Genomic DNA, 26,438 nt, shown 5'->3' with positions numbered 1-26,438 from the left:
GGCGGGCCTCGCATCCTTTACAAGCCATTGTTGTCAATCCCCTACGTTATCTTTAGGATCGTCTTTGATTGATACGACTTTTGGTTTTGTTGTTTTAGGCTTTGCGTCTGCAGGGTCTAGAGTTTTGACGGCAAGCACATCACCTTTTTTTAATAACTTATGACCTTCATTTTGGCTGACAGAAACAGTCTCGCCCTTTTGCACAATGGTTCTGCCAATCATCATGCGTTTTAAAGTAAGTACATACATAATCAGTTCCTTATAAACATCTTTTAGATAGCAGTTGGTTTGCGATACGGCCAAAGTAAAGTCCTGACTGGCGCTGGCAAATAATTACCATCGCTAGGCATATCTTTATCCATGTTGCGGTGGTAGTCGTAGTAACCAACTAGCAGTAAGGCTGCGACTTTAATATCAGGAGTGGTATCTGGCGTGACCTTATCTGTGATATATCGATTGATAGCAGCCTCAGCAGCAGCAATATAAGCCACCAGCATTGGGTCATTACTATCATCGTCATAACGAAGGTGATGCTTTGCGTCTTCAAGCGTTACCCAAACCATCATCCTCTCCTTGTTTCGGGTCTTCATTTGTTGGAGCAGGTATTTTGGCGAACGGATCAGCACTACTATCGCGCTTGGCGATAGCAGCAAGGCTAAAGTTCTGCTGCTGAATCATTGGACTTTCACCTCCTGATACAGCTGCATAGCCAAGCTCAGCGCGCGCTTCATTTGGCGATAGTATGGCGGCACCAATACCTTCTTTAAGGAACGACATCTGACTGTTTGAATCCATGCGAAGTAGTGCTTTTAAATCAAACTCAACTTCGACACCGGCTTCTAAGTCCAAGTGCTGATTGAGTAATGTTTCAATAGATTCTATGTAGTGCTGTAGGCAGTCGCTATAGTAGATGTCGTTATGGTCGCTGACCTTGCCAGTGGGTAATGCTGCAAGCCCAACTTTAAAAGCGGGAACGCTAAACGCCGTACAGATAATTTCACCTGACATCTTCAACTGCTCTACCAATTGTGCGTCATTGGCGGCGACTGAAATAGGTTCGTACTTCATGCCGTCGCCCATTACCGCTGTTCCGCCACTACCTTTGCCTGAATAGTTCTTTTGCCAATTTTCTTTTAACTCTTTGCTGGTCTGTTCAGTAATTGCCCCCGGCGCAACCAATATTCCGGATGGTCGTGAGGCGTTCGCAAAAAATGCTTGGGCATTGCGTTGAATGCTGATGCCTTGACTGGCAGACAACGCACAAGCAACGATAGGTGATAGGCCAACCAACGGATGATAGAAGCAGTTAAAGCGGTCATGAATAATCTCAGACGCAGGAAGCACAACATCCTCATCTAAATCAAACAAACGATCCTTACGGACTTGATAAAACACATTGCCGTTTGGGTCGACCAACGGCTTGGTGCGTTCAGGATTAAGTATCTGTAATTTCCATACTTCGCCATAGATGTTGCGGACTTTCCACACATATGTGTTGCCTGATGTGGCTTTACTGGTTGCCCACGCTTCGGCAAATTGCTGCCAGTTTTGAAAGTCGTTAGGCTTAGCTAGCAAAGGGTTAATACAGCTGGTACAGACCTGACTGACGCCCTCAACCTTTCTTTTAGTCTTGATTTTGAGCTTACCAATGTCACGGGTAATCAATGACACACAAGCAAACACGGCATGATGGCGCATCTGGTCGTTCTTGCTGACTTCAATCTCTTCGTTGCGTTGCCATGCGCCGGTAAACGGATCATGTATGGTATGCCAAACATCACCGCCATTAACTGGTTGGGCGGTGCTTGCAGATTTTTTGCCGGTGAACCAATCAAGCATGCCCATAATTATTACTCGCTATCAGTTTTAGTGGTTGCTTTAGCCTTTGATTTGGTTTTAGGCTTTGGCTCGATTGATGGTTTAATTTTGATACCGTCATCGACGACAGCAAATCCAGTCAATACTAAGACGTTGCCTTCAAATTCAGTGACTTCATCTAGCATTCCTGCAGGACCATTTGGCGCGTCTTTAATATATTTAATTCTCATAATGACCTCGTATTTTTTTAGGAGTAGATACGGATAGCGAAGGAAGGGCACTACCAATACCTACTCATAAAAAACCCCAACACATGGTTGAGGTTTTGGTCGGTCTTAATTTAAACAGGTTTTTCTTTTATGGAATTACATTAGTGTAGTCAATATAAGCAGCGGCAGTTACGCGGCGTTTCGCCCAAGTGATATGACGTTCAGCACGAATGGCTGTCATATTTTGTTGCCATAAATTTACTAGCAATTGCTCAGCGTCAGTGCCCATATTAATAGTTGCTTGATCACTAAATGCAATTTCAACCGCACCATCGTCTGCCAAGTACAGCTCAGACGGTTTGATTAAAGCGATGACATCAGCGGCGGTCTCAGACTCAATGACTTTTAAGCCTTTGAGTGTTTTTTCACCGAAGGGCGCGTCCATACCACGATAGTATGGATTACCCAGCGCATCGGTTAGCTCGCTTATGTCACTGGCACGGGTTTCGCTCATCACATAACAAGCGCCTTTTAATGATAAGCTATTACTAATAAATGCCGCGCGTAAAGCTGCAAGATCGGCTTTATAATTATTGACAGTGGTACCAGTATGGTCGATTTTGGTAGCACCGTTGAGCACACCGGCAGGGCGCTTGGTGGTTTGCGCGCCGGTATCAATAAACGTGTTATCAATAAGTGCAGCACACGCCTCAATCATATCGTCACGTAGCATTTGGTCAGTGCCTGGTGTGGATAGTTTGAGTAAGTCATCAGTACGCACGACAATACCAGCCAATTTATGATGCTTGATTTCGACTGTATTGAATGTCGGATTGGTCGCGGGCTTTGCTTCGCCTTCACCAACCCAAGCGGCAATACCGCCAGTCGCCATACCCGGGATGGTTGCGTTAAATGGTGCGGCGCGCATCTGTGATGATAATTTATCAACAATGGTCTCAGCGCGTAGCATCTCGATAAACTCATTGGCGAGCTGATTTTCTACAATCAAGGCGCTTGAGTTAGAGGTATCGAGCACGGCGGCTGCTTTTTCTAGCGCTTGAATGACGCGCGGGTCCATACCTTGTGACTTGGCAATGGCGAGTGGACTAACATAATTACCATTCTTTTGTTGTAGCACCGCTAAAGCTTTCGCTTTTGTCAGCTGAGCAAAACCAATGCCTTTTTTGGCATGGTTTGGCTTCACAGCGCTGACGCCTTTGGCAGATTCGGCAGGGTCTGCTTCGCCTTCTGCACTTGCGGCAGCTTCTTCTTCGTTTTCACCAGCAGCTGGCGTTGCGTCATTGAGTGCGTTTTTCGCATCATCAATAAAACCTTCAACTCGTACTAAGTTGGTTTCAAGACGTGCAATTTCTGCTTCTAATACAGCGATTTCATCTTCTTCACCGTCGTCAGCGGTACGGTCGTCGTCAGCCGCTTTTTTCATGATGTTTTGGACCTTGCCTTTTTTAGACTTAATGGTCGCAAGAAGTTGTGCGCGTTGTTTTTCCCACATAGGTCATTCTCCAGATAGTAAACGTATGCTGCCCTGATTAGGGTCAACTAAGGTGATGATTCGAGATTGTTTTAAATTTGGAACGCTGGTGCTGCTTGGGGCTTTTGTTTGCGGCTCAGTTGCCGATAGCTCGGTCTTCATTTTTGAAGATGGGGTTGTATGATTTTGAGCATCCGAAAATGCCTGCTTGATTTTTTTAACGCTAGTGATTACCGCTTCAGGATTGGCAGGCACCGTGACAGCAGATAACTCATACCATTCCCAAACTTTGATATGCATACCCCAACTGTCTTCCAGGTAGTTGTACTCAAGCGGTCTAAAACCAATGGATAGACACTTGACTAATCCGGACTTGATGGACTGCCAGGCCTCGTCAGTGCGATTCTTGAGAGTGCCCTCCTCTAAGATTTTGACAATAGTGGCAGTGATCTCAATGCCTTCTTCTGTGACGGTTGCATCAGTAACTTCGCCAATCGGTTGATTGCAGTTGTGCTGCCAAAGCAAAGGAATAGGCAAAGCGAATTTAGCGCCGACCATATCTAAAATGTCATTATCACGATCCTGCTTCGGCGTCGATGCGATGCCAGTGATGGTGCGCGTCTCTTCGTCTTCGGTTATCGCCTTAACCTTTAGTACGCTATAAGCTTTAGTCATAAGGTTTCTCGTTATAAAATTTGGGCAAAATAAAACCGCCCTTATTGGCGGTGTTGGTTATTTATGAGGATGTTGCGGCTTTGGCGGAGTAGGTCGTGAGTAGCCAGAACACTCACAGCAGCCTCGGCGTGCACACTCTGAAAAACTGTAATTATCTGACCCATAAACCGAACGAAAGCAAGGTGCGTACTTATTACACCCCTTCTTGGTATCTGTCGGGCTATGGCACTCACAAGAACCACAAAATATAGCCCTTAGAATTCTAATTAACATAGTTGGTCCTTAAACAAAAAACATTGTGGGAACGTCTGACTTAGGAACATCAGGGTTTTCGCTCATCAGTGCGACTGCGTTTAGCATGCCAATAACTGGGTCAATCTTGGCGGTACCACTCTCAGCTTTTGATAGCATCGTCCCGCTACCTCTGACGACTGTGCGGCAATTACCAACCGCCCACGCCATAATGTTTTGACTAGCGTGCAGCATATCTTTACGCGCAATCTTATTCTCAGCGGTCTTAATATAGCCTGACATCTTAAAGCCCTGCGTCACACCTATCAGCATCTCACTTGGTATGCCAATCATAACGAGCTCATCAATCAGCGCCCCAATACCTAGTGGATCAAGTCCAATCTTATTAAGTTTGCCACTGTCAAAGACCTGCTTAGCAATATTGGCGAGCTCATCTGTTTCATCGCCAATGTTTTTGACAATAGATAAGTCGCCTTGCTTCTCAAAATCACGCAGCGTATCAGAGATAGATTTACGGCGCTCCAATGCTATCTCATGGCACCATGCACGGGTCCATACCCACCACGGCTTAACCTGTATCTTTTGCTTGCTGACTTTATCTTCATACTCACGGATAACCGTTGGCAGACGGCCAATAACTGCCATTCCTAACAAATCGTCAAGCCCGCCGCCATCAATGCCCATGGTGATGATTTCTGACGCCTCTATAAGCTGCTCTAAAGTAAATGGGGTTGGTGCTGCTGCTTTTTCCCAAAACTCACTGGCAGCCCATCTATTAGCTCTCATTGATACGCCGATTTGAACGTTTAAATGTTTGGCAGTGAAATCTTGTAATTCTTCTTTGCCTTCGTCAGCCGCTTTCTTAAACTCACGCTCAATATACTTCTCATTAACCGAAGCATTCATATTGGGATTGGTGATATACCAATTCTCTTGCTTGAGATAAAGCTCATCATCTAAATACTTTTGTGGAAACTCGTAAAGCAAGGCTAGAAACTGAGGATCATCAATCTTTCCGTCTCGAACGCCCCTGGCATAATCCAATTTCTGTTTCATCGCGCCTGTTGGTGGTTCATCAGGCATGGTTGTTAGGTAGATAACAAAGCCTTCCGGTCTAGATGCAAGACCACCAGTTGCCTCACGTAGCATTGAGCCAGCATTAGCTCGTTTGCCAAACAGCCACAACTCATCGACCAATATATAAGACGCCTTGATACCTGCCAGCGCCTCTGATTCAGCAGCAATAACTTTTAGTTTTGCATTCGTACCTAAGTGAGTAATGGTCCGAGTGTGCTCTGACACGTTAAACATAGCTGACAATTCAGGATCGGCGGCTATCATATCTCGAGCTGGATTGAATGAGTTGCTGGCAACCTCTTTGGTTGGTGCAATAATCACTAAATCAGCACTGTGTCTTTCATTTAAGATAAGCGCGGTCATCATAATGCCGGCGGCCAACGTAGACTTAGCGTTCTTCTTCGCAATAAGTAGCATGAACTCGGTAATCATGCGAATGCCGGTTTCAGGATCATACGCACCAAAGATAGATGCCACAAAATCCGATGACCACTTGAGCGACGCTTCGCCCAATGTAGGCTTGCCAATCACATCAACCAAGATAAGACTGTTAAAAACCCTTAATGCAATATCAGCAACTTCTTGATTGAGCGGCGCGCAAGGCAATAATGATTTTTTCTGGACTATGCGCTTCTCCCAATCAGGTAGCGCCGTGGTCCATTTAGTAATCATTTATCGTCGCCCATAAAAAACCGCCCATTAAGGCGGCTTGTTATCTATTATCATTTTAATGGAGTACATTCTTTGATTTATTCGCCCATCGCTTTTATCATTTCTATATTTATGAGCGCCTGATACTCTCTATTGGTCGCGTTATAATCCAAGCACCACTCTACGCTATGTATGCGATACCGCTGCTTATTGAACACCAAGGTGTCGCCAAAGCTTGGAACTTGTGAAAGTATGCGGCGACTAAACCGCTTTACATCGTTTCTGATATAAAAATTAATAGCGTAATGATCTGGGAATATAGGCATGGGAAATCCTTATTGTATTTTGTCCGACTGCTGACCAAGTGTTGCAAACCTGCCACTCTTAGTTGCTTCGATGGCCTGCTCTTTCTCGCCTACTTTTTTACCGGCCGGTGCAATTCTTGCGTACATATATGGCATCAGCGTGCTGGCCGCGCTCAGTTGAATCTTTGGGTCTGGGTCGTTTAATAATTCCAGCAACCTTTCTTTAGGGTCGACCACGTTTTTTTTAACATGGACCGCACCAACTTCGACCTGTTTTTTTTCCGAAGTCTTGGTTTCGATATACTGAATAATATCTTCATCTTTGAATAATCTTGAACCTGCTTGCGAGGCTGTAGCCTTTGAGTACCCTGCTATTAAGGCAGCATCAGCTTTAGTTTCACCGTCCATGATAGCGTCAGCATATAATCTTTTTTTTAGCGTGAGCGCCATCAAGACCTCCTTTAACTTTTTCGGAGTGCTTTAACATATTTTGCAAACACAGGTTTTTTTTATAAGTGAGATGGCGTGAGGTGTCCTGTGGCTTTCAGAGGAAAATAAAATCACCTCCCCCCGGGTTATTTAACACTGATTAACTAGAAATCATCTCTACTTGTTAAACCGTATTGACCATTACTGCTTTCTACTTGGCTTTTTATCTTGTGGCAGTCGACACAAAGTATTTGCAGATTGGATTCATCATCCGTGCCACCTGCTGCAACATTAATAATGTGATCTAACTCCAACTCCCCACCTACTCGCTTGCAGTGCTGGCACGTATGCCTATCTCGCAGAAGCATCCTGTCCTTCAAGCGACGCCAAGGCCGACCACCACGGCCATGCCCCCATCGTGACTTTGGCTGATGATTATCGATACCAGTACTGCTTATCTCGTGCAGTCTTGGTTTTAGCGCTTTGAGCCCCATCGCTTTTTACCTCATGTAAAAAATGCCCTGACCAATCAAGGAGGGCAAACTGGTTATTCAATATGGTGGGCCCAGACGGTCTCGAACCTTCAATCTGCCGATTATGAGTCGGTTGCTTTACCCTTAAGCTATGGGCCCGTCATTACTTATAAGACTTAATCTTATCGAGCTGCTCTTGCGCGCCCTTAGCATCCTTACCACCTCTATTAGATCTACTCTTCAAAAAGTTGAGCCAATAATCTTTAGCACTTGGCGATTTCAAACTTTTGTAGTAATCATAAGCTTGTTGGTTAGTTAGCTCGCACATAGCACTCTCTGCTAAATCGTAGATATAAAAAAGCCCACGCTATTTCTAACGTGGGTAAGGATTGCCATCACATCATGATGACTACACGCCACATGCAACGTGCATCAATCAGTGAAGGCTTCAGTTTGGTTGCAGTGCCAACTGCCAGTGGGTACCTCTATGGCATGTGCTGTCCGTGGCTAAATCAGACAGGCATAAAAAAACCCATCAAATTAATGACGGGTTTTTTTGAATTGGGGTAGACGCACGGAATTTAACCGTATTCCAAATAACAACAAGCGCTTGTTGTTATCCATGCTTCAACATAAATCTTCATCTACTATACGCTTGGGCTAGACGATTTCTACGTCTACTTCGCTGTACTATCCGCTTAATCATCCCTTGCTATGGTTTACGACCTTAACCGGACGCTTTGTCAGTCAACTAGGCATTTGCTGCTTACGTTAGCATTTGCACTGAATAAAAAAGCGAAAGGACCGGAGAGGTGTCTTTCGCTTATAACTTGATTGGCTGTACTTACGACTGAAGCCAGTATGACAAATACTACCCCATTCGGGGGTCATGGGTCAAGCGGTATCAATTAGCTAAGATTATTCAGCTGTCTGCGATACTCGCTAACACAGTAATCAGCCTTGCCAACCATATCAAACAAATCATGGGTCATCTGCTTTTGGTAGGTCAGCCATACATTGGTGTACGTACTTGCTTTCACTGCAATGCCTGAGAACCCCAATCGCCCTTTAACTGTATAAATATCCCATAACTCATATAGTTCAAAGTGTAACACCATACGCGCCATCAGCCATGCTAGCTCCGTCAGGCTATGAGTGCATGCCTGCGGTGCGCCGCGACCGTCTTCTTGGCAACGCCTAATCATGTTAGCCGCTAAATAATTAACCACCTCCTGAAAATGGCGTGACCAATCCCAATTAGGGTCTTCACCCCATACCAATATGCTTGCCAGCGATTTGGCTGGCGTGTCGTCAATCATAGCAACAGATGCCGCTTTATCCTCCCAGTTTATTTCAGGAGATAATCCGCCATGACCGCCGTTAAGGTTGGCAGTTTTAGCGCCCATACCGTTTTTGAGCCACTCCCCATTGGTTAGCTCTAAGGACGGGCTTTCGCCAAACCTTGTTTTTATAACACTAATCATCAGTTGCTCCTAAATTAAAGTATTGCAATTTTTTGAGCTAATATCACTAACTAATTATTGCGGCGTTTTCTACCATCAAGTTACTGATATTGTTAATAATCCATATTTGGATTACCTTCTCCCACTTCTTTTTGTCTTGCGGTTATTCCGTGCTTTATGAGGTATATAGTCTTGACCCTTATAATCAGATGGATTGCATATGCCGTGCGTTTGTTGCTTAAGCATGGCTATTATTCTGTGGTTGTCTTTCAACTTACTCACTCCGTCGGCTCCCTATCTATAGCGCTGTCCTGCCAGTCCGTCGTATCACAAGCGACGTAACCTAGTTTTTCGTGATAGTCTTTCTGAACTGGTGGCCAGTCAGCGGCGGTGACCTTGCCGATTTCTAATTGCCTGCCATACGTACTCAACCTATTTTTAGTTACGCTAAAATAAGTGAGATGTCCATAACCGCTAATACCTGCGCTCTTTATATAAAGCGGCACACCCTTAAAAACCTCTTGTGTTAGCTGCTTTATACCCTCTCTTGGATCACTCACACTAAATCCCCTTTTACTTCTGCGCGGACTTCCAAAAGCGTTGGCTCTTTGATTTTGATATTTGTCATCTTGTTACAATGATTGCACTTAGTTCTTTTGCGATTCTCAAGCCTGCGGGCAAGTAACTTATTGCGTGCTGTTTCTCGAACTAAGCGCTCTCGGTAGGCATTCAGCTTATCCGTATATTCATCAAGCGCGTCCACATAATTCATGGCTGTGTCAAAAGGGTCTAGCAGTTCAAAGCAAACCATGCACCTTATCGTTCTAGTGGCGCGGTCGATGTTGATTTTGGCGTGGTCGCATGAACTAACAACCTCATAAACCTTACCCTTAAACTTTCTAATATCCATATTCATCGACTCCCGTAAACATGTATGTATCGCTACGTTCAAAGTAGTGCACCGTGCCAACATCGCATAAGCTATGCAATGCCGACCTCAGTACCTCCGCTCTAACACGCTTCTTGCCCGCCAGCACCGCCGTAAATATCTTGTTGAAGCTGCCAATACCCCCAATCTCTAAAAATGTGCGCTCAATGTAATCACTAGCAATAAGTGCTCTTGGCTTGCTATAGTCAATCAAAAATTGTTTGCGCGATGTATGAGTGGTGTTTATCGCACCACTCTCACGCCATCCAACGCTTAAAGAACCGGAGTGGGTTATAACAACCTTTGCACCTGTCTCTTTAAGCTGCCAAGTATCGCCCTTGGCTACTTTTCTAGCGCTCTTCATACCTCACCCACAAAGTAAGTCAGAATGAGAAATATAGGCAAAGCTAAAACATAGGTTCCAGTCAGTTTGTGGTACCACTTAACCTTGAAGCCGTAATACTCCCCACTACTGCCCTTAAACACTAATACCGTGAATTTATAAGCCACGAAGTAAGCGCAAATAAAGTACGTAATCATTAAGCCTGTTACTAAGGTACTAATACTCATAGCGCCTCCTGCATTTGGTTCAATAACCTGTTGTATGTCTCATCCTGCATCTCTCCTGGCATTTGACACTGCGCGATATAATCGTAGGTTTGCTGAACGCTCATACCGTGTAACGGTTCTTTCCATAGTCCATTTACCATGACCGATGTTTTTGGGTTAGCTTTTGCTTGGGCCACTGGTTTGGTGTGACTAGGATGATAAGAATCATCTGCTGCAGGCTTAGTGGCCTTGGTCCAATCTTCGTTGTCGATATTAAATCTTGGTGTAGCTGCTGATTGAGCTTTGATTTTTTGCTGACGGATATAATCACGCTTAATCCATTCTGTGAGTATGTCCTTACGTCTGCCCTCAAGCCTGACGTATGAACCTTCAATCTCTTTTTCAGCGTAGTAGTTTTTAAATTTAACCAATTGGTGATCGTAGTCTGCTTGACTGATTGCTGGTACCGATGGTGCTCCTAGCATCAGCATGGCATTCATCTCAGCAAGCTCTGGATGAATCCAATCTGCAATCGAGTCAATTACTGAAAAATCACTCGCGCTATTATTATTACTATTAGATGGTTTATGGTTATTGGTTATTGGTTCTTGGTTAGGGTTATTTTGGCTTTCTAGTGGCAACCCATCAGTAACCGACTGGGTTATTTCTGGGTTATTCTTACGAGGTCTACCGCCTTTTTTACCGTTTTCACGGTTTTTCTGAGCATTGCCATGGTATTTAGTGATCTCGCAATCTATGCGTTTATGCCTAAAACCCTCGTCACATTCATAAAAGAAGTCATCTAAGACGTTTTTAAGCATGTTTTCGTGTTCTGGGTTATCCAACATTAACCGACGCATAACCCACTGGGTTTTTTTAGGTATTGGCTTTTCATCCATGTAATAGAGGTCTATTAGCATTCGATAGATGTAATGCTCCATCGGCTTTAGGTGTTGCGTATCTTTACGATAGTCTTTGATGTTAAAGCTGTAGTAGTGCATCACATACCTCCTGCTTGGCTGAGCGTCAAAAAAAATACTGACGTAGATTTATCAACTCGGAAGGGTGCAATTTCGCAAACAGTTATGCTATTATCTTCGGTGTGGTTTTTAGCCACTGACATGAATGATGTCGCTAATCCTTGCTGTGGAGTTAGCAATAAAGTATTTATCAGTTCCAAGAAGCCTGAGCGAATCGCTCGGGCTTTTTTATGACTGAAAGTTTTACGCAGTGTGGTAGTCATTACGCCCTCCATGATCTCTTATTTTCTTACAGCCTTGGTCCAAAGGCTTACGCGCAGATTGATACTTCGTATAATGATTTTTACGCTTGGCGTGCCGGCGGCGCTGCTTAGGTGATGGGTAACTGTTTTTCATGGTTACACCCCTACACTGGCAGTGCTAGCAGACGCTATAGTGTTATTGACTGACTCTAAACTGTCGAATAAAAGCTCAGACCACGTATTGGTAGAATCATGAGATAAGCGTGCCAGCGCAATGGCTTGACGAGGATTTATCTTTTCTCGATAAATCATATTTAAGAGTAGGCCTATATCATGTAAGGCTTGACTTGCACCATCCATCTCACTAGCAATGCTTTTCAGCGTTTCGACTGGCATGGTGACATCATTAGTTTTGGCGGTAGTTTTTTGTGGCGGAGCGCCATGGTATAGCGTGGCTATCGCTTGGCGGTTTGCTAGAGTGTTATGAAACAAAGAAGGGGTATTGTCGTCGCGGCTGACCTTGCCATCAGATCTATAATGGTATGTCTTGCTGTTAGTAGTGAAACAGAGACAACCATTCTCTTCATCATTGAATAGCCTATAAAGTTTATCACCTACAGACGGGCACAACACAATATCACCAGCATCAAAGGTTATTTGACTGGCTATTGAAGCAATAGATTTAGGAGCAGCGTTGCTTTTAGAGGTTTTGTTTGAAACAGTGGTGTTTGAATTACCCATGTTGGATAGTCCCTAGTAATTTAGTTAGTTTGTAGTCACCCATAAAAAAAGGGCGACGGGTCTTAACTACCGTTACTAGACGGTTGAGCTTATTCCCCCAGAAGGGTCTTGTATTAGGCTCTATCAACCCGTCATAGATGTTCGCACTTTCGACAGTGCTATATTTATGACGTGCCTGCAATGCAGACGTATTCTTATTTATGCCGTTGGTAAATCGCTGGTAGTTAGTCAGGCAGATTTTAGGCACAAAAATAGCCAAGGAATGACGGTTTGGCTTAACCGCTAGTAATTTAGTAGTAGGGCTATAATAACGCTTGTCATCATGACTTGTAAAGCCTTGTTTTTCACTATCGCTAAAATTAAATAAGTGGGTAATAACCGGTGTTACATCAGAAAATAGAAGCCCTAAAGTTATGCTTGGTATAGTGTCTTTCATCTTATCAATTGCACTCGAAATACTATTAATAAAACTCAAATTCATATCATTAATACTCAAATTTGAGTATTTATAGCTATAATTTGAGCCGTAGTTAGGTTTTATATCAATTTTGATGTGATTATTCATTGGTGATCAACTCCTCTATATTCGTGCTTATTTCAGCCAATCGCATTGACGACTCACTGACACCATCATTCATGCCAGCATCGGTAAGCCGAGACCTTATAGCCATTGCACCCAAGCTGCGCGCGCTACCATCAATAGATAGCTTTACCTGCTCAAGGAATTCATGCGTAAGCCATGTGCCGATAATGTCGGTGCTGGTAGGATGCGGTCTAACATTCAAAGATGCCTGCGAGATGCTCATGGCGATATCTGACACTTGCATCGAGTAATTATTAATCTTATTACCTTCTTCGGCGTCTTCTACGTCGGCAAATTTTGCCATTAGATTAATATTCTTGGCGCACGTGGTTAAGGTGCTTAATAGGTTATCGATATAGTCGTTCGACACCCATACTCCGTTGTTAGCAAGAATTCCGGCATCAGCATCGTCGCCCGTTCCGCGAACATCGGTAGGCGTAACAACCTTACCGCTCACGTACCGGGCACGCTCTTCTTCCTCTAACCAATAGAGGTTAAATCGTTTACCATTTTTGACAGTGGGCTTACTCTGTATTTCCATACCAATCTTTCGTAGATCATGGACACGTTGGGCAAGACATGTAATTTGGTAGCTCTCGTAAGCCTCCCATGTCGATATGCTTGCACCAGTCATAAGGTGCGCTTTTATAGTGTCTGTTTGTGTTGCTGTTACTGTCTGCTGTGGAGTAATCATCGTTATGCTCCTTCTACATCTGCGGAATGTCCTTCAAGCCAAGCGATGACCTCACTATTACGCCATGCGGTCATAGTTGAAGATAATTTGACAGGTGCAGGGAAACGTCCGTCTTTCGACCATTCGAAAAGTGTGGTTTTGCTAAAAGGTACAAATGGCAAGAGCTGGCTGGCTCGACTCATTCCCTGAGGAGGTAAGTGTTTAAAGGGGCTGTTTCCTGCCTCTTGTTCAGCACTACTTACGTTATTAGAAGTGAAAGGGATAACTGGCGTGTCTGTGATAGTCATGTTTATAACTCCGTATCGGTGGGTTACGTGCCGCAACGTGGTGTGGCGGCTTACATGTTTATGCTAATACTAGAGGTATAGTGGTAGGCAATAGTGGCGGCTTAAAGTAATACCGTTGGCGTAGGGTGGCACCCTGCTCAAATATCACCCTAATTCGTACGCCAATTCATCCCAAATAGGATGATATTTTTGTATGAGTTGAATTTTTGACAATAAAAAAGGCGAGCATTTAAGCTCACCTTTCTTTTGGGTTTGTAACGACAGGTATTGCGATAATAATCTTGGGCGCACTTGAAATATGGCCAAGATATAAGGCTTCATGCTGCAAGGGATAGATGTCCCCAGATTTGGGGACATCTAAATCTTATAGCATACTTTAGGGTGGCAGCTTAAGGTGCCACCTTATACCCTCAACCCTGAAGATAATTAAATAGATATGCTCAAACTTGAGTACATCTAAACAGATCCCAAGTTTGGGTGCATCTAAATCCTATAGCATACTTTAGGGTGGCGGCTTAAGGTGCCACCTTGTTTAATCAATCATTTTATCGTTATAAAGGATATCAACATCTCTTAAAGTAGCAATAAGGTCAGTCGAGGTCTTTTTACTATTTAAAGGAGTTAATATTGATCTAATTCTGCTTCTTAACTTACCATCCTTTAAATTTAACTCTCCAGTTATTCGATCAAACTTACGAGTATTAAATCGTGTAATATCTTCTGTATCACTAGCTTTGTAATACCTTTTCCAAACTTCGATCACTAAATGTAATTCAGGCGGATATTGATTTTCATCCATTGACTTCCAATTGTATAGTTGCCAATCACCATCCTGACTTAATGTCTCGATATCACTAAACCCTTTTATTACGGTCTCAAGCTCTTCTATTTTAGATTTATGTTTTATGCTTTCAGCTTCCCAATGCTGTCTTAGCTCCTCACTATTATCTTGTTTGTGCTGCTCAATCTTATCAAAAAGACCTTTGTTCTGCCTTTCAAGCTCTTCATACTTCAACCTAAGATCTTCATAATCTGCAGTCATCTTTTTAAGTTTTTCAATGGTTTGATCACTAACTTCATCGTCATATTTTAGCTGGTTAGTACTCACATCTTCATTAGTACATATTTCGGTATCTTCTATTTCAATAGCTTTAGAGTCCGAACCAATCAGATAGCCCACATCTGAATACTTAAAGTAAAAGCCTTTGAATGGCTCCCTATCTGATGTTACTGTACCTGTTTGATCATTATCAAGAACACCGTAAAAAGTCCGTAATATCTCGGTAGAATTTTTGTATTTATCCGCTTGAGAAACTAATGAATACACTGTCCCTTCTAGTTTATATAAACCAATATCATTTAGCGGGATACTCTCAAGTATCCCCTCAATGGCAACCCTTAATGGATTTCCTGCTCCAAAGCTTCCACCTTCTTTAAAATCACTACCTTTGCTCAAACTGTTTACAAAATCATTTACAGCAATATATTTTCTTCGCCTATCTTCCATCTTTCTATTAGTAATATCTTCTATTTCTTTATTTTCAAAACTGGGCATTGCTTCTGATAGGTCAAAGTTTTCTATATCAAAGCTCACGCCTAAAATGTCTATTAAATCCTTACTGAAGAACTTAGTTTTGTCCACATAAGCGCTGCGGAAAAACTTATCTTCGCGCAAGTTATGGTAATTTTTAATGTCACCACAATAATAATCTAATGCTATTAAAAATTCACCATTTGGGTAATATCCGCCATAACCGTTGTCATGGAATAAGTTGATTCCTTCAAGCCATTTCTGGTAAGTTGGCATGGAAGTACAATGAAAAAACCGCACCACATCATCTTCACTATCATTAGTAATATTAGCAACAATAGTTATAGCTTTAGATAGCTTTATAAATTTTTTCTTATCTTGCTGTATAGCTTTAGCCAATAGTCCCATGGTCCACACCCCTACACCCTTTAATCAAAATAGGAGCAAGGCAGTGACAGTTTAAGGGTGTGAATACCTGTCGTTCGGGAGCAACCCCTAGCCTTGCAAAGTGTTTAGCTGAGCATCAGCCCAGCTTTTGGCATATGCTCTTTAAGTTTTTAATAAACTCTTGAGTATCTAAAAAGTAGTTCGGATAAGCTTTTTTAATGTCCTTCAGGTTACCCGCCGCTATTAGCACCACTTCTATATTTGGCTTGTCTTGCGTTGCAATCTCACGCATTTTATAGAAATCTTCGGCAATCTCTAGCTGTGCTTTAGTAAAAGCGACAAGGCTAACAGCGGGATGGTCACCGCTAGTATTTAACTCCATGACGTGATATTCATCAGTTTTATCACTCACATTATCAATATGTTTAGCAGTGATGATTAAGCCTGTTAACTTGGCATATATCTGTAATTCTCTCTCTAATGCAATCAGCTCAGCAACCCAGGTGCTAGGCTCGTCTTTGCTAAACACATCAATTACGGGCTTTTTCTCATGGTGGGCAAACAATACACTAGCCAATTTAAAGAAGCGTTTAAACTCCTCTGCGCCTTCGCCTGTTTTGAATGACGACTTCTCTACCAGTCCTAGCGTTTCAACCGCTGTTGCCCATGAATGTTGTAGCTTAGTTCGGATCTGCAGCTCAATAAATAGACCATTCAGTTCGGGTGCTATGGTGCTTTTATATTTGAAGACTTGATGCAAACTTCTATAACCGTCATCTTTTGGCCTTTCAATGTAGTCATCTGCGGGTAATAGCGGCTCATGGTCGAAGCGTGCTTTGGTTTTAATAATATCATTATGTAATCGATAAACATCATTAACGGTAGGCAACACAATGCGTATGCCACCGATGTCCTGCATACGTGACAAACTCATAGTTGGAAAGCGGTTAAGCTTACGGATGATTGAAGGCGTGCGCTTTAGGCGCTGCGCGATGATGGGCGACTTAAAGCCTAGTTGCTTAACCTTACCGCGCAACATTGCTTGAAAGGTGTTGATAGTGTAGCTATGCAAGGCACGCCACTGCGACAACACTGCCATCGCATCGTTAAATTCATCGGTAGTGGCATCTTCCTTGATTAAAACTTTGCCAGCTTTTTTAACCTTTTCGCGGCTTGGTACAACGTGTGTCATTGTTCTGCCCTCGTTAGTTATTATTTTTATATAATAGTCGGTGCAGCATGATACTAACCATGCTTTTGTGTTTGTTGTTTGAAGCTGGCATGAATAACGTTATCTAACTTGCCGGCGTAGGCATCATCAATGAAGTTTGCCCATTGGTGCATCATGTCAATTCTGTATGGTAGATGCTGAGCACCGTTATAGGCTGCGCTGATTTTGTTTTCTCTGTCATGTGCTAATTGCAGCTCTATAGCTTCGTGCATAAATTCTTTTTCATGCAAGGTCGTGCTGGCAAGACCGCGGAAACCATGGCCGGTCATTCGTCCTTTATAACCCATGCGCCATAAGGCAGTTATAAAAGCGTTTTGACTGTACGGCTTACGTGTTGAGGTATTAAAGAAAACATACTGATCTGAAAAACCCAGTTCTTTGATCTGTTCTAATATTGCCATTGCTTGTGGGGCCAATGGCACAATGTGCAAACGCCTTGCTTTCATTTTCTCAGCAGGTATGCGCCATAGACCGTGTTTATAGTCAATCTCTGACCACTCCATAAAACGTAGTTCACTGGTACGGACAAACGTATAGCACATAAACCATAAGCCCAACTTGACTAGTAAATCACCCTCATAGCCGTTAATATCTTGAAGTAGCTTAGGTAGCTGTTGAGAGGTTACACGGCTATGGTGTACAGTTTTACGCGGTTTGATAGCTTCTGCAAGGTCTGTAGCGGGGTTATGCATTGCAAGTCCGTTACGTATAGCATGTTTGAATATTTGACCCACTTCTCTAATGGTACGCTTCGCCATTTCACCAGCGCCGCGTGCTTCCACTGCCTTACCAATAGCTAAGACATCAGGCGCAGTTATATCATCTATATTTTTGTGGCCAATAGAAGGCTTAACATCACGCATATATGCAGAGTAATTGCGAGAGAAAGTGCTTTCTGCTAGGTAAGTTTTACGTTCGGCATACCAGTCTTGGGCGACTGTATCAAATATCTTTTTACCATCTTGGTTGGCTTGCTGCTCTTTTTTATGGTCTTTAGGGTTCACACCATCCGCTATTAAGCGTTTAATCTCAATATTACGCTGGCGGGCATTTTGAAGGCTCATTACTGGATAGGTACCAATAGTAAGAGTTTGCTGCTTACCTTGCCAGCGGTAGGCACTGATCCATGATTTAACGCCAGTATAACGAACCCATAACTGCAGTCCGTTACCATCACTGTGCTTATCTGGTCGCTTTGTATCAATAGACGTGCTACTGGGCTGTAGCTTGTTGATAGCGGTATGAGTTAAAGGCATGGTCCTATCCTTTGTTGGTATTGTCCATGTTGGTACTGCTCAATACCAACAATAATACCAACATTCTATACGGAACGCCATAGGACGGGACAGAACTTAAAACCTAAAAAACGCCCAAAATAAAGGGCAGACAGTCTATGACGGTCTACCCTATATCGTTGTTTGGTGGAGATGGCGGGAGTTGAACCCGCGTCCGCCAGCACTACGCTCATGAATCTACATGTTTAGTTTCTGTCTTTAGTTTTAATCCGCACCGATCCGACAGTCAGGATGGATTGGACGATTCTCTACTTTTGAACCCAAGCGATTGAGACAATCACTTGTGGCGAGCCTACATGCGGACGCTTCAACTTAGTTGACCAACTGTAGGTGATCAGCAACCAAGTAAGCAGGGTTTAAGCTGCTAGAGCGTAAGTTTCGTCGTTTGCGACTATAACAATATATGTTTGATTAACGAGAGGACATACACTCTCGACATGCATCATTGAGTTTCATCACCAGCGTCGAAGCCAGAACATCCCCAATAAGACTGACTATTATATAGTACCTGCCTATCGGTTTTCAACCTAAACGCCTTCTGTATTACATTAAGTTACAGCGCAATTGTCTAAGCCAAAACTTTATTTATCCATTGGCCAATATTTTGAATCTGCGGCATACAAACTTGATGCGCCATCGGGTAGGTATGGTAAACGACACTATAGCCTTTCGCCGATAACAAATTCTGGGCTTGCTCGCCTAGAACCATAGGCACTACAGGGTCATGCGTACCGTGTTCAATCAATATCGGCATGTCTTTGTTAGCGGCGCTATAGCTGATATGGTCATTGGTCGCTAGATACGTAGACAACGCCATCAGCCCTGCCAAGCGCTGTGGATAGCCAAGCGCCACATGATATGCCACTGCCCCACCCTGCGAAAATCCTGCAATGACAATATGCTCAGGCTTAACACCGCGCTCGATTTCACGAGCAATCAAGTCATGAATTTGCTGAGAAGATTCTTCGATTTGAGCAATGTCGACTTTACGTTCAAGGCTCATCTCTAAGATGTCATACCATGCGGGCATGACCATACCACCATTAACCGTCACTGGACGATTAGGTGCATGCGGAAAGATAAAACGTACGGCCATGTCATCCGCAAGACCTAACTGTGGAACAACTGGCTCAAAGTCATGACCGCTAGCACCCAAGCCATGCAGCCAAATGACGGCTCGGTCAATCACTTTGTTTTTAGGATTGTGTTCAACAATAACAGCATCTAAATAGTTACTCATGTTTTTAAGTTCCTTTAACTGATAAATAAAATCAGATTTGTTTGTTTGATTAAGCAAGACATACCGTATTTAAATGAGAGTTTATAACTTACCTACTTAACTTTTTAAGCATGCATAAAAAAACCCTCTAACGTATCTAATAGAACAGCAGTAGATGCGACAAAGGGCAAATAAATAGATGGCAGAAAATCTAAGTAATCGATTGGACTGGTTGCTTAATATCGGCATTTTGACCACGATGACGCAGATAGTGATCAAGCAATACAATCGCCAGCATCGCTTCAGCAATGGGGGTCGCGCGTACACCTACGCAAGGGTCATGACGACCTTTAGTCAGCATCTCAATTGCTTCACCCTCTGTATTGATACTCTTGCCAGCCGTGGTGATACTAGAGGTTGGTTTCAAAGCAATACTAACGCGGATATCTTGGCCTGATGAAATACCACCCAAGATACCACCCGCATGATTGGCCGTAAAACCATCAGGGGTCATCTCATCACGTGAGCGATGACCAAACTGTCCAGCTACCGCCATACCATCACCGACCTCTACACCTTTGACGGCATTGATACTCATCATCGCATGGGCAATATCGGCATCTAAGCGGTCAAATACTGGCTCGCCCAATCCGACGGGCACGCCGCTTGCGATAATCTCCAAACGCGCACCACAACTCGTACCTTCTCGGCGTAAGCTATCTATCAAGACTTCAAAGCGGCTGACCGCATCGGCGTCTGCACAAAAAAACGGATTGCTATTGACAAAATCCCAGTCGATTTGACTTGGGTCTAGCACTTGACTGTATTCCGAGCCAATTTGGGTAACATGACCGCGTACTTGCACGCCTAAGCGCTTATGCAAATATTTTTTAGCGATGGCACCTGCCGCCACCCGCATGGCCGTTTCACGGGCTGATGAACGACCGCCGCCGCGATAATCGCGAAAGCCGTATTTCATACTATAGGTATAGTCGGCATGACCGGGGCGAAAAGTGTCTTTTATTTCACTATAATCTTTTGATTTTTGATTGGTGTTACGAATTAAAAGCCCGATCGAGGTGCCCGTGGTCTTACCTTCAAAGACGCCAGAGATAATCTCGACTTCATCAGACTCACGGCGCTGGGTCGAGTATTTAGACGTCCCAGGTTTACGGCGATCCAAATCTATCTGCAAATCTGCTTCGCATAATTCTAAACCTGGCGGTACGCCATCGACGATAGCCATCAGGCCTGCACCATGCGACTCACCGCACGTCGTTACGGTGAAAACCTGTCCAATACTATTGCCAGCCATATTTATCCTTAAACAAATGAAGTCGATTTTTTAATTGCTGTTTTTTAATTTAGCGTCAGTGTCAATTTTACTTTATTGATTACCATCCAATAATTGCACATAAGCGGCGAATAATTGACGATGAGTCATAAGCTCGTCATAGGTAATAGCAAAAATACCGTGACCGCCGTGAGCAAATTTTAGCCAATCAAATTGGATTTCGGGATACGCTTGCTTTAACGCCCATTCACTATCGCCGACTTCACAAACCAGCAAGCCCTCAGGACTAAGATAATCTGGCGCTTCAAACAAGATACGATGTACCAAATCCAATCCGTCCTGACCGGCAGCGAGCGCATGTTCCGGCTCATATAAAAACTCTGGAGGCAAATCCGCCATAATCGCGGCATCGACATACGGAGGATTGGTGACGATTAGCTCATATTGATGCTCAGCAGGAATCTTGGCAAATAAGTCAGACTCAATCACATTAACTTGATGACCTAAGTCATGATGATCGACATTGACCATCGCAACTTCTAGCGCTCCTTTATCAATATCAACCGCATCGACTAAGGCATCGACAAAGCGGGTGGCAAGCGCAATAGCGATACAACCAGAACCGGTACATAAATCCAAAATACGCTCAGGCTGCGCCAACTGCTTAATCTCTAAACCATGGTCAAAGAAGGCGGCAGCTTGATTGTTCATGCTCATACCAAGCGGCTTTGCCAACTCATTAACATCGAAGTACGGATGGAACTGCTGACGAATCAGCTCGGCGATTGGTGAGCGCGGAATTAGGACGCGCTCATCGACATAAAAAGGCAGGTCACAGAAATACGATAAATTAATAAGATAACTCAACGGCTTACGCTCAGCGATGCGCTCTTCTAATAAGCCCAGCACCTGCTGCTTCTCTGAAGTGGTTAAACGGCAATCTAGAATCTGATCATTGGCTGCCCAATCTAAGGACAGCGTGTGCAACACAAGCGCCGACGCTTCGGCAAATTCATCCGTCGTTCCTTGAGCGACGACCACGTCATAGTTGCGCAGCTGCGTGACCGCAAAACGAATAAAATCACGGATGCTGACCAGCTGCTCACGCGCCTCTGCAAGCTCGGCACGCAGATTGGCAAACTCATCGTCTTCAACGAGCAGTTCTGACTCCAAATCGTAGGTCATCTCACCATCTAAGCCTTGCGACTCATCAGCAAAGTACTGACTTTGAAACTCTTCTGCGCTCATGGTTTGGTCTTCTGACATATCACACCTTACTGATTGCATGCGTATCGACGACATGCGGATGGGTTAAATCGCTGACTTTTAACAGCCGATTTATTAAATAAAAACTTGTCATACATTATAGACGTAAACCTTGCGCTGCGCCAATAACTGTGTTTTTTAGCGCAAAAAGCTACTGCAAATAAATAAGGCAACTTTTATGATAGGTAAATGTATCATTAACCTCTTATCACTCTAGCATTTAACGATAAAGCAAATAAACAAGACTCTAACTAAATGTGAATGCTCTTTTATAACTAGCATGACTAAATTATTTCCCAACTGTAGTGAATACGTCAACTGTTGACGTTTAGCAAGCCCTAAACGAAAAAAGATGTGTCAAAAGTTTGCGAAGCGTCCAAATTATGCGCATAATAGCCGCATTAGTTATAACCATAAGTAAGCCAATATGATGAAAATGAAGCCCCTTATCACCGCTATATCTATTGCGATTGTTAGTGCCAGTGTCAGCGCTGTTGCTGCCCCTGCCGAAAATACGCGCACTCTACCAGTACGTAAAGCTGACTCAATGCCTACTATTGCTCAACCGAGTATGGCGAAAAAAGTCAGCCTTAACGTGCAAGAAAATCGCAGCAGTTCACTCGATAGTCGCGCGCCTGCCGTAGCCACGCCTACTTTAAAGCCTAAATCGCCTGATCGTATGACGCAGCTGATTGACGAAAAACAGGAAGCTGACGAAGACGACAATGACGCGCAACAAGCAGATGAGCAACAAAGCGTCAGCGCCGACAATATGAGCGTCGAAGAGCTAGCGCGTAAAGATGTACAGTCTGATAGCACCGATGACATCAGTGATGGCCAAGCTGTTGCCGCTCCTAGTGCAGCAGTAGCAAATAACCGCCCAGCCGATACTTCTATCAAAAGTATCGAAGATGTCGATGGTAAAAAATATACCACGCTAAACCTGTCTAATTACGCCAAACAAGTCAACGGTGCCACTTGGACACCGAACATGAAGGTCAACTCCGCAATGACCATCAAAATGCAAGCGTTATTGGATTGGAATCACGCTTCACCGGGCGCTATCGATGGCGGCTGGGGTATGAACAGTAAAAAAGCACTGATTAACTTCCAAACCATGAAAGGCTTGCCTGCGACTGGTAAAATGGATCAAAAAACATGGGACGCTTTGAATAAAAATATCCCAGCCAATAAGCCAGTGCTAGTGACTTATACCATCACCGAAGATGATGTAAAAACCAACTTTGCTACCACGCCTGCAGGCGCAGAGGCCAAATCGAAAATGAAAGGCTTATATTATCAGGACATCAAAGAGATGTTAGGTGAGCGTTTCCATATGGACGTGCGCTATTTAGACAAGTTGAATAAAAACAAACAGTATAAAGCTGGCGAAACCATCACCGTTTTAAATACGCGCGATCCACTCAAACAGCGGATTAATCGCGTCGTTGCCAATAAAGCCGACAAAACCCTTTATGCTTATAACGGTGATAAACTGGTCGCCACTTATCCAACAACAGTCGGAAGTGATGCGACGCCATCACCGCAAGGCACATTTAAAATCATTAATAAAGTAAAAATGCCGTGGTATAAAGCGACCGTTGGTAAAGGGTCAGACAAACAAGTACATATGCTACCACCAGGTCCAAACAGCCCTGTCGGTGTGGTATGGATGGGCTTGTCTAAGCCATCTTATGGCCTACATGGCTCACCGAAACCTGAAGGTATCAGCCGCCAAGCATCCGCTGGTTGCGTCCGTTTGACCAACTGGGATGTGTTAGAGGTGTATGCCAATATCGAAAATGGCGCCACCGTTGAGCTAAAATAATTGTTATTAATTAAAATGAACAACAACACATCATAAGCAATAAAAAAACAGCTCCTTTTTAGGGGCTGTTTTTTATTTTATATAAAGTCTAAAGCTAAGCTGCCTTTCTTTATTTTTAATTTTTATGGTGGCGGGCTTTTGAGACTGCTAGCTTTTGAAATAGCTTAGTCTTAAATTACAGGCTTTGTAGCCCTAGGCCTTATGACCTTCCTTACCCGTGATACTTCCCACTTTTTTGGTAAAAAATAAGGCAGCAGGAATGGATACAATGATCCCTGCGGCAACCGCCATTTGGATGTGCGGGATTTGGTTAAATCCTGTGACCAAAGCGGCAATCATTAATACACCGACGGTCACGGTCGCGGCTATTGAATAGATGACAGAAAATAGTGGCCAGTTCATGATGTATTCCTCATTTATTGTGTGGGTATAACACCTTTATACACCAAATCCACACAAATAGTAAGCCTTTTCTTATAGACCCACAGCCCATTTATAGCAAGTGATTCATATTAAAAGCCATATTATAATTATTGATTTGTACTTGGCATTTTTCTCTTGAAAATATAGCTAAACTATCCGCTTATCTGTCTTTTATCTCCCTCTATTTAGGCACAAGAAATTTACACGCTATTGGACATTTATCATTACAATAGTAGACCTTCTGCTTTCTTTAGTTTTAGAGTTCTTGTCGTTCTCTATACTCTGAACTGCCACTTTTATCTTCTAACCTCATTTTTTAATAAAGTTTTCTTCTATGACCTCCTCTCACGCTGACACTTCTAAAGACTCATTACCTATGAATCACCCTAAAAACGATGCTGAGTTTGCAGATAAACGTAATGTTGGCAATATCGACAACGAGGCTGTTATCGAAGAACAGACGCATAGCGAAAATAACAATGAGGAAGAACGAGCAACAGCGTCAAAAGATGCGCAAGTGCCTGAGGCAACCATCAAAATGGAAACGGTGGCACCCGATGTGGTGGTTGCTTCCTTAGAAACGCCGGAAGACGTTGACGACTCTCAACCTGTTGATGAATTTACAAATAATAATTCAGACATTGAATTTACCGATACAGCGGAAGCGTTTTTTCAGGAGAAGGATAAGGATAAAACTGAGGTCAACGCCGCCGCAAATAAAACTATCTCTAATCAAAACCATGCAAAAGACACAGAAACTCAAAAATTAGTAGTTGAAGAAAAACGGCAAGAGAATGTAAAACAAAACCTAAATAGCTTAGATATAGATAACATCAACGATAAAAAAGATAACAAACAAAATAAGCAGGAAGTTAATAAGGCTGAAAATACACGCCAAACCGCTAATAAGGCTTTGGAAGGCGACAACCACGTAAATATAGATAATCTAGAAGATAGCGAAGATGAAGAGGTCAAAGAGAAAAAAGAAGCCAAACTTGAGTCTTATAAGCAGTTTGTCGCCGAGCAATTCAGTAATAAAAAAGTAGACTATCCAGAAGTACGGGTCCGGATTGAGGCCAACGCCCTGCCGAGTAAAATGTATTTTATGATGAATATCCTCTCGGCTATCATCGCAAGCTATGGTTTGGTGACCAATTCGGCGGCGGTGGTTATCGGCGCGATGCTGGTAGCAATGATGCTCGGTCCTATCACTGGTGTGGCGTTGGCGATTATTGACCACCGTATGCCGCTATTACGAAAATCACTTATTACAGTATTTCTTGGCATCTCTTTGGTTGTATTGGTCGGTTTCATCGTCGGCTGGCTACATAAAGATCAGCCACTTACTGTCGAAATATTATCGCGCACCCAGCCAACTTCGATGGATTTGATGATTGCCTTAGCTGGCGGTACGGCAGGTGCTTATGCGATGGTTTCGCCGCACCTGTCGGTCGCTGTGGTTGGGGTCGCCGTGGCTACGGCTTTGGTGCCACCGCTTGCCGCCAGTGGGATATTATTTGCCAATGGTGAGATGCAAATGGGACTTGGCGCGCTGCTATTGGCCTTGACCAATATTATCGCCATTCAATTTACCAACGCTTTGGTACTATGGCTACTAGGTTTTCGCCGCTTGGTCGATGATGATTATAAATCAAGTACTTATTGGACCTTTTTACGGCGTAATGCGGTGACGTTATTGTTATTGGGCGTTTTAGGGACCTATTTAACCATCAACCTACAAACCAACGCCAAGCAGCAAGGGTTTGAAAGTAGCGTCAAAGAGACGATTAATAGCTATTTTAGCGACAAGGGCAACGTGCTGACCAATACCCAATTCGATAAAGACACTTCCCATCAAGTCGTGCGCGCGGTGATTCGCGGCGAGACCACCCCTACCTTTTATGACGTCCGCCAAATTGAGGCGATTATTAGCCAAGATATGGCAGATAATTTTCCCGACTATTTACCGATACGCTTACAGCTACGCTATATGCCCGTGCAGGTGATTGAGTCGCATCCACTTATTCAAGATAAGCTCGATAAAACCGATGTGACCATTTTAACCAACTGATGTGTTTGGCGGTTTAATTTATCCTAGTCACTTAATACAAGCGCT

General features: G+C 43.5%; 30 protein-coding genes, 1 tRNA gene and 1 other RNA gene. 3 read left to right on the top strand and 29 right to left on the bottom strand.

What is annotated here, in order from left to right; genetic code table 11:
* Positions 1-33 precede the first annotated feature (33 nt).
* The 11 genes from IQ457_RS07265 to IQ457_RS07215 all read right to left on the bottom strand — a co-directional run bounded on the left by IQ457_RS07265 (position 34) and on the right by IQ457_RS07215 (position 7,540).
* The gene (locus IQ457_RS07265) at positions 34-249 is read right to left on the bottom strand and encodes a hypothetical protein (protein ID WP_192518822.1); all 216 of its coding nucleotides are present in this window, start codon (positions 247-249) and stop codon (positions 34-36) included.
* A gap of 23 nt (positions 250-272) precedes the next feature.
* Entirely contained in the window at positions 273-566 is a 294-nt protein-coding gene (locus tag IQ457_RS07260; RefSeq protein ID WP_369811262.1) for a head-tail connector protein, read from the bottom strand.
* Positions 544-1,845, bottom strand: a complete 1,302-nt coding sequence (locus IQ457_RS07255) for a phage portal protein (RefSeq protein ID WP_200662644.1) — start codon at positions 1,843-1,845, stop codon at positions 544-546. The genes IQ457_RS07260 and IQ457_RS07255 overlap by 23 nt, the downstream gene beginning before the upstream one ends.
* Positions 1,846-1,850: 5 nt before the next feature.
* Positions 1,851-2,048, bottom strand: a complete 198-nt coding sequence (locus IQ457_RS07250; protein ID WP_200662643.1) for a hypothetical protein — start codon at positions 2,046-2,048, stop codon at positions 1,851-1,853.
* A 127-nt stretch (positions 2,049-2,175) separates the two neighbouring features.
* Positions 2,176-3,540, bottom strand: coding sequence for a phage major capsid protein (locus IQ457_RS07245; RefSeq protein WP_200662642.1), 1,365 nt, complete (start codon positions 3,538-3,540; stop codon positions 2,176-2,178).
* Positions 3,541-3,543: 3 nt separating this feature from the next.
* Complete coding sequence (locus IQ457_RS07240; protein ID WP_200662641.1) at positions 3,544-4,194, bottom strand: HK97 family phage prohead protease; 651 nt, start codon at positions 4,192-4,194, stop codon at positions 3,544-3,546.
* A gap of 282 nt (positions 4,195-4,476) precedes the next feature.
* Positions 4,477-6,195 (bottom strand): terminase large subunit, encoded by a 1,719-nt coding sequence (locus tag IQ457_RS07235; RefSeq protein WP_200662640.1) that lies wholly within the window; start codon positions 6,193-6,195, stop codon positions 4,477-4,479.
* Between the two features lie 77 nt (positions 6,196-6,272).
* On the bottom strand, positions 6,273-6,500 hold the full coding sequence (locus IQ457_RS07230) for a hypothetical protein (RefSeq protein ID WP_149491831.1): 228 nt from the start codon (positions 6,498-6,500) through the stop codon (positions 6,273-6,275).
* A gap of 9 nt (positions 6,501-6,509) precedes the next feature.
* Positions 6,510-6,929 (bottom strand): terminase small subunit, encoded by a 420-nt coding sequence (locus tag IQ457_RS07225; protein ID WP_200662639.1) that lies wholly within the window; start codon positions 6,927-6,929, stop codon positions 6,510-6,512.
* A gap of 143 nt (positions 6,930-7,072) precedes the next feature.
* A complete protein-coding gene (locus IQ457_RS07220; protein WP_200662638.1) occupies positions 7,073-7,402 on the bottom strand; it encodes an HNH endonuclease in 330 nt (109 codons plus the stop codon).
* Between the two features lie 63 nt (positions 7,403-7,465).
* A tRNA-Ile gene (locus IQ457_RS07215) sits at positions 7,466-7,540 on the bottom strand.
* A gap of 243 nt (positions 7,541-7,783) precedes the next feature.
* Here IQ457_RS07215 and IQ457_RS07210 point away from each other — a divergent pair.
* Positions 7,784-7,951 carry a hypothetical protein gene (locus tag IQ457_RS07210; protein ID WP_200662637.1) on the top strand — a complete coding sequence of 56 codons (168 nt, stop codon included), beginning with the start codon at positions 7,784-7,786 and terminating at the stop codon, positions 7,949-7,951.
* A gap of 338 nt (positions 7,952-8,289) precedes the next feature.
* Here the strand turns inward: IQ457_RS07210 and IQ457_RS07205 are convergent, their stop codons facing one another.
* The 17 genes from IQ457_RS07205 to prmB all read right to left on the bottom strand — a co-directional run bounded on the left by IQ457_RS07205 (position 8,290) and on the right by prmB (position 22,071).
* Positions 8,290-8,865, bottom strand: a complete 576-nt coding sequence (locus tag IQ457_RS07205) for a hypothetical protein (RefSeq protein ID WP_200662636.1) — start codon at positions 8,863-8,865, stop codon at positions 8,290-8,292.
* Positions 8,866-9,122: 257 nt separating this feature from the next.
* Positions 9,123-9,404 carry a hypothetical protein gene (locus IQ457_RS07200; RefSeq protein WP_200662635.1) on the bottom strand — a complete coding sequence of 94 codons (282 nt, stop codon included), beginning with the start codon at positions 9,402-9,404 and terminating at the stop codon, positions 9,123-9,125.
* On the bottom strand, positions 9,401-9,754 hold the full coding sequence (locus IQ457_RS07195) for a hypothetical protein (protein ID WP_200662634.1): 354 nt from the start codon (positions 9,752-9,754) through the stop codon (positions 9,401-9,403). Before IQ457_RS07195 ends, IQ457_RS07200 begins: the two co-directional genes overlap by 4 nt.
* Entirely contained in the window at positions 9,744-10,136 is a 393-nt protein-coding gene (locus IQ457_RS07190; protein ID WP_200662633.1) for a hypothetical protein, read from the bottom strand. Before IQ457_RS07190 ends, IQ457_RS07195 begins: the two co-directional genes overlap by 11 nt.
* A gap of 202 nt (positions 10,137-10,338) precedes the next feature.
* Entirely contained in the window at positions 10,339-11,322 is a 984-nt protein-coding gene (locus IQ457_RS07185) for a YdaU family protein (RefSeq protein WP_200662632.1), read from the bottom strand.
* Positions 11,322-11,564, bottom strand: a complete 243-nt coding sequence (locus IQ457_RS07180) for a hypothetical protein (RefSeq protein ID WP_200662631.1) — start codon at positions 11,562-11,564, stop codon at positions 11,322-11,324. The genes IQ457_RS07185 and IQ457_RS07180 overlap by 1 nt, the downstream gene beginning before the upstream one ends.
* A gap of 135 nt (positions 11,565-11,699) precedes the next feature.
* Positions 11,700-12,284, bottom strand: coding sequence for a hypothetical protein (locus IQ457_RS07175; protein ID WP_200662630.1), 585 nt, complete (start codon positions 12,282-12,284; stop codon positions 11,700-11,702).
* On the bottom strand, positions 12,277-12,849 hold the full coding sequence (locus IQ457_RS07170) for a hypothetical protein (protein ID WP_200662629.1): 573 nt from the start codon (positions 12,847-12,849) through the stop codon (positions 12,277-12,279). The genes IQ457_RS07175 and IQ457_RS07170 overlap by 8 nt, the downstream gene beginning before the upstream one ends.
* Positions 12,842-13,561, bottom strand: coding sequence for a helix-turn-helix domain-containing protein (locus tag IQ457_RS07165; RefSeq protein WP_200662628.1), 720 nt, complete (start codon positions 13,559-13,561; stop codon positions 12,842-12,844). Before IQ457_RS07165 ends, IQ457_RS07170 begins: the two co-directional genes overlap by 8 nt.
* A 2-nt stretch (positions 13,562-13,563) precedes the next feature.
* Positions 13,564-13,848 (bottom strand): helix-turn-helix transcriptional regulator, encoded by a 285-nt coding sequence (locus tag IQ457_RS07160; protein ID WP_200662627.1) that lies wholly within the window; start codon positions 13,846-13,848, stop codon positions 13,564-13,566.
* A gap of 532 nt (positions 13,849-14,380) precedes the next feature.
* Positions 14,381-15,787 (bottom strand): hypothetical protein, encoded by a 1,407-nt coding sequence (locus IQ457_RS07155; RefSeq protein ID WP_200662626.1) that lies wholly within the window; start codon positions 15,785-15,787, stop codon positions 14,381-14,383.
* Between the two features lie 115 nt (positions 15,788-15,902).
* Complete coding sequence (locus tag IQ457_RS07150; protein ID WP_200662625.1) at positions 15,903-16,958, bottom strand: GTP pyrophosphokinase; 1,056 nt, start codon at positions 16,956-16,958, stop codon at positions 15,903-15,905.
* 53 nt (positions 16,959-17,011) lie between these two features.
* Complete coding sequence (locus tag IQ457_RS07145) at positions 17,012-18,253, bottom strand: tyrosine-type recombinase/integrase (protein WP_200662624.1); 1,242 nt, start codon at positions 18,251-18,253, stop codon at positions 17,012-17,014.
* A gap of 163 nt (positions 18,254-18,416) precedes the next feature.
* Positions 18,417-18,775, bottom strand: a transfer-messenger RNA (tmRNA) gene (gene ssrA / locus IQ457_RS07140).
* Between the two features lie 85 nt (positions 18,776-18,860).
* Positions 18,861-19,532, bottom strand: a complete 672-nt coding sequence (locus IQ457_RS07135; RefSeq protein WP_200662623.1) for an alpha/beta hydrolase — start codon at positions 19,530-19,532, stop codon at positions 18,861-18,863.
* Positions 19,533-19,722: 190 nt separating this feature from the next.
* The gene (aroC, locus tag IQ457_RS07130) at positions 19,723-20,826 is read right to left on the bottom strand and encodes a chorismate synthase (protein ID WP_200662622.1); all 1,104 of its coding nucleotides are present in this window, start codon (positions 20,824-20,826) and stop codon (positions 19,723-19,725) included.
* Between the two features lie 72 nt (positions 20,827-20,898).
* Positions 20,899-22,071, bottom strand: a complete 1,173-nt coding sequence (gene prmB / locus IQ457_RS07125) for a 50S ribosomal protein L3 N(5)-glutamine methyltransferase (RefSeq protein WP_200662621.1) — start codon at positions 22,069-22,071, stop codon at positions 20,899-20,901.
* A 571-nt stretch (positions 22,072-22,642) separates the two neighbouring features.
* Between prmB and IQ457_RS07120 the strand changes: the two genes are divergently transcribed.
* Positions 22,643-23,899 (top strand): L,D-transpeptidase family protein, encoded by a 1,257-nt coding sequence (locus IQ457_RS07120; protein ID WP_446737536.1) that lies wholly within the window; start codon positions 22,643-22,645, stop codon positions 23,897-23,899.
* 192 nt (positions 23,900-24,091) lie between these two features.
* Here the strand turns inward: IQ457_RS07120 and IQ457_RS07115 are convergent, their stop codons facing one another.
* Entirely contained in the window at positions 24,092-24,301 is a 210-nt protein-coding gene (locus IQ457_RS07115; protein ID WP_068404450.1) for a hypothetical protein, read from the bottom strand.
* Between the two features lie 355 nt (positions 24,302-24,656).
* Between IQ457_RS07115 and IQ457_RS07110 the strand changes: the two genes are divergently transcribed.
* Positions 24,657-26,393, top strand: coding sequence for a DUF389 domain-containing protein (locus IQ457_RS07110; RefSeq protein ID WP_200662619.1), 1,737 nt, complete (start codon positions 24,657-24,659; stop codon positions 26,391-26,393).
* Positions 26,394-26,438: the final 45 nt, after the last annotated feature.

This window comes from Psychrobacter sp. M9-54-1 (genome assembly GCF_016613355.1).
GTDB classification, from domain to species: Bacteria; Pseudomonadota; Gammaproteobacteria; order Pseudomonadales; family Moraxellaceae; genus Psychrobacter; species Psychrobacter faecalis.
This window is presented reverse-complemented; position numbering and strand designations above follow the sequence as displayed.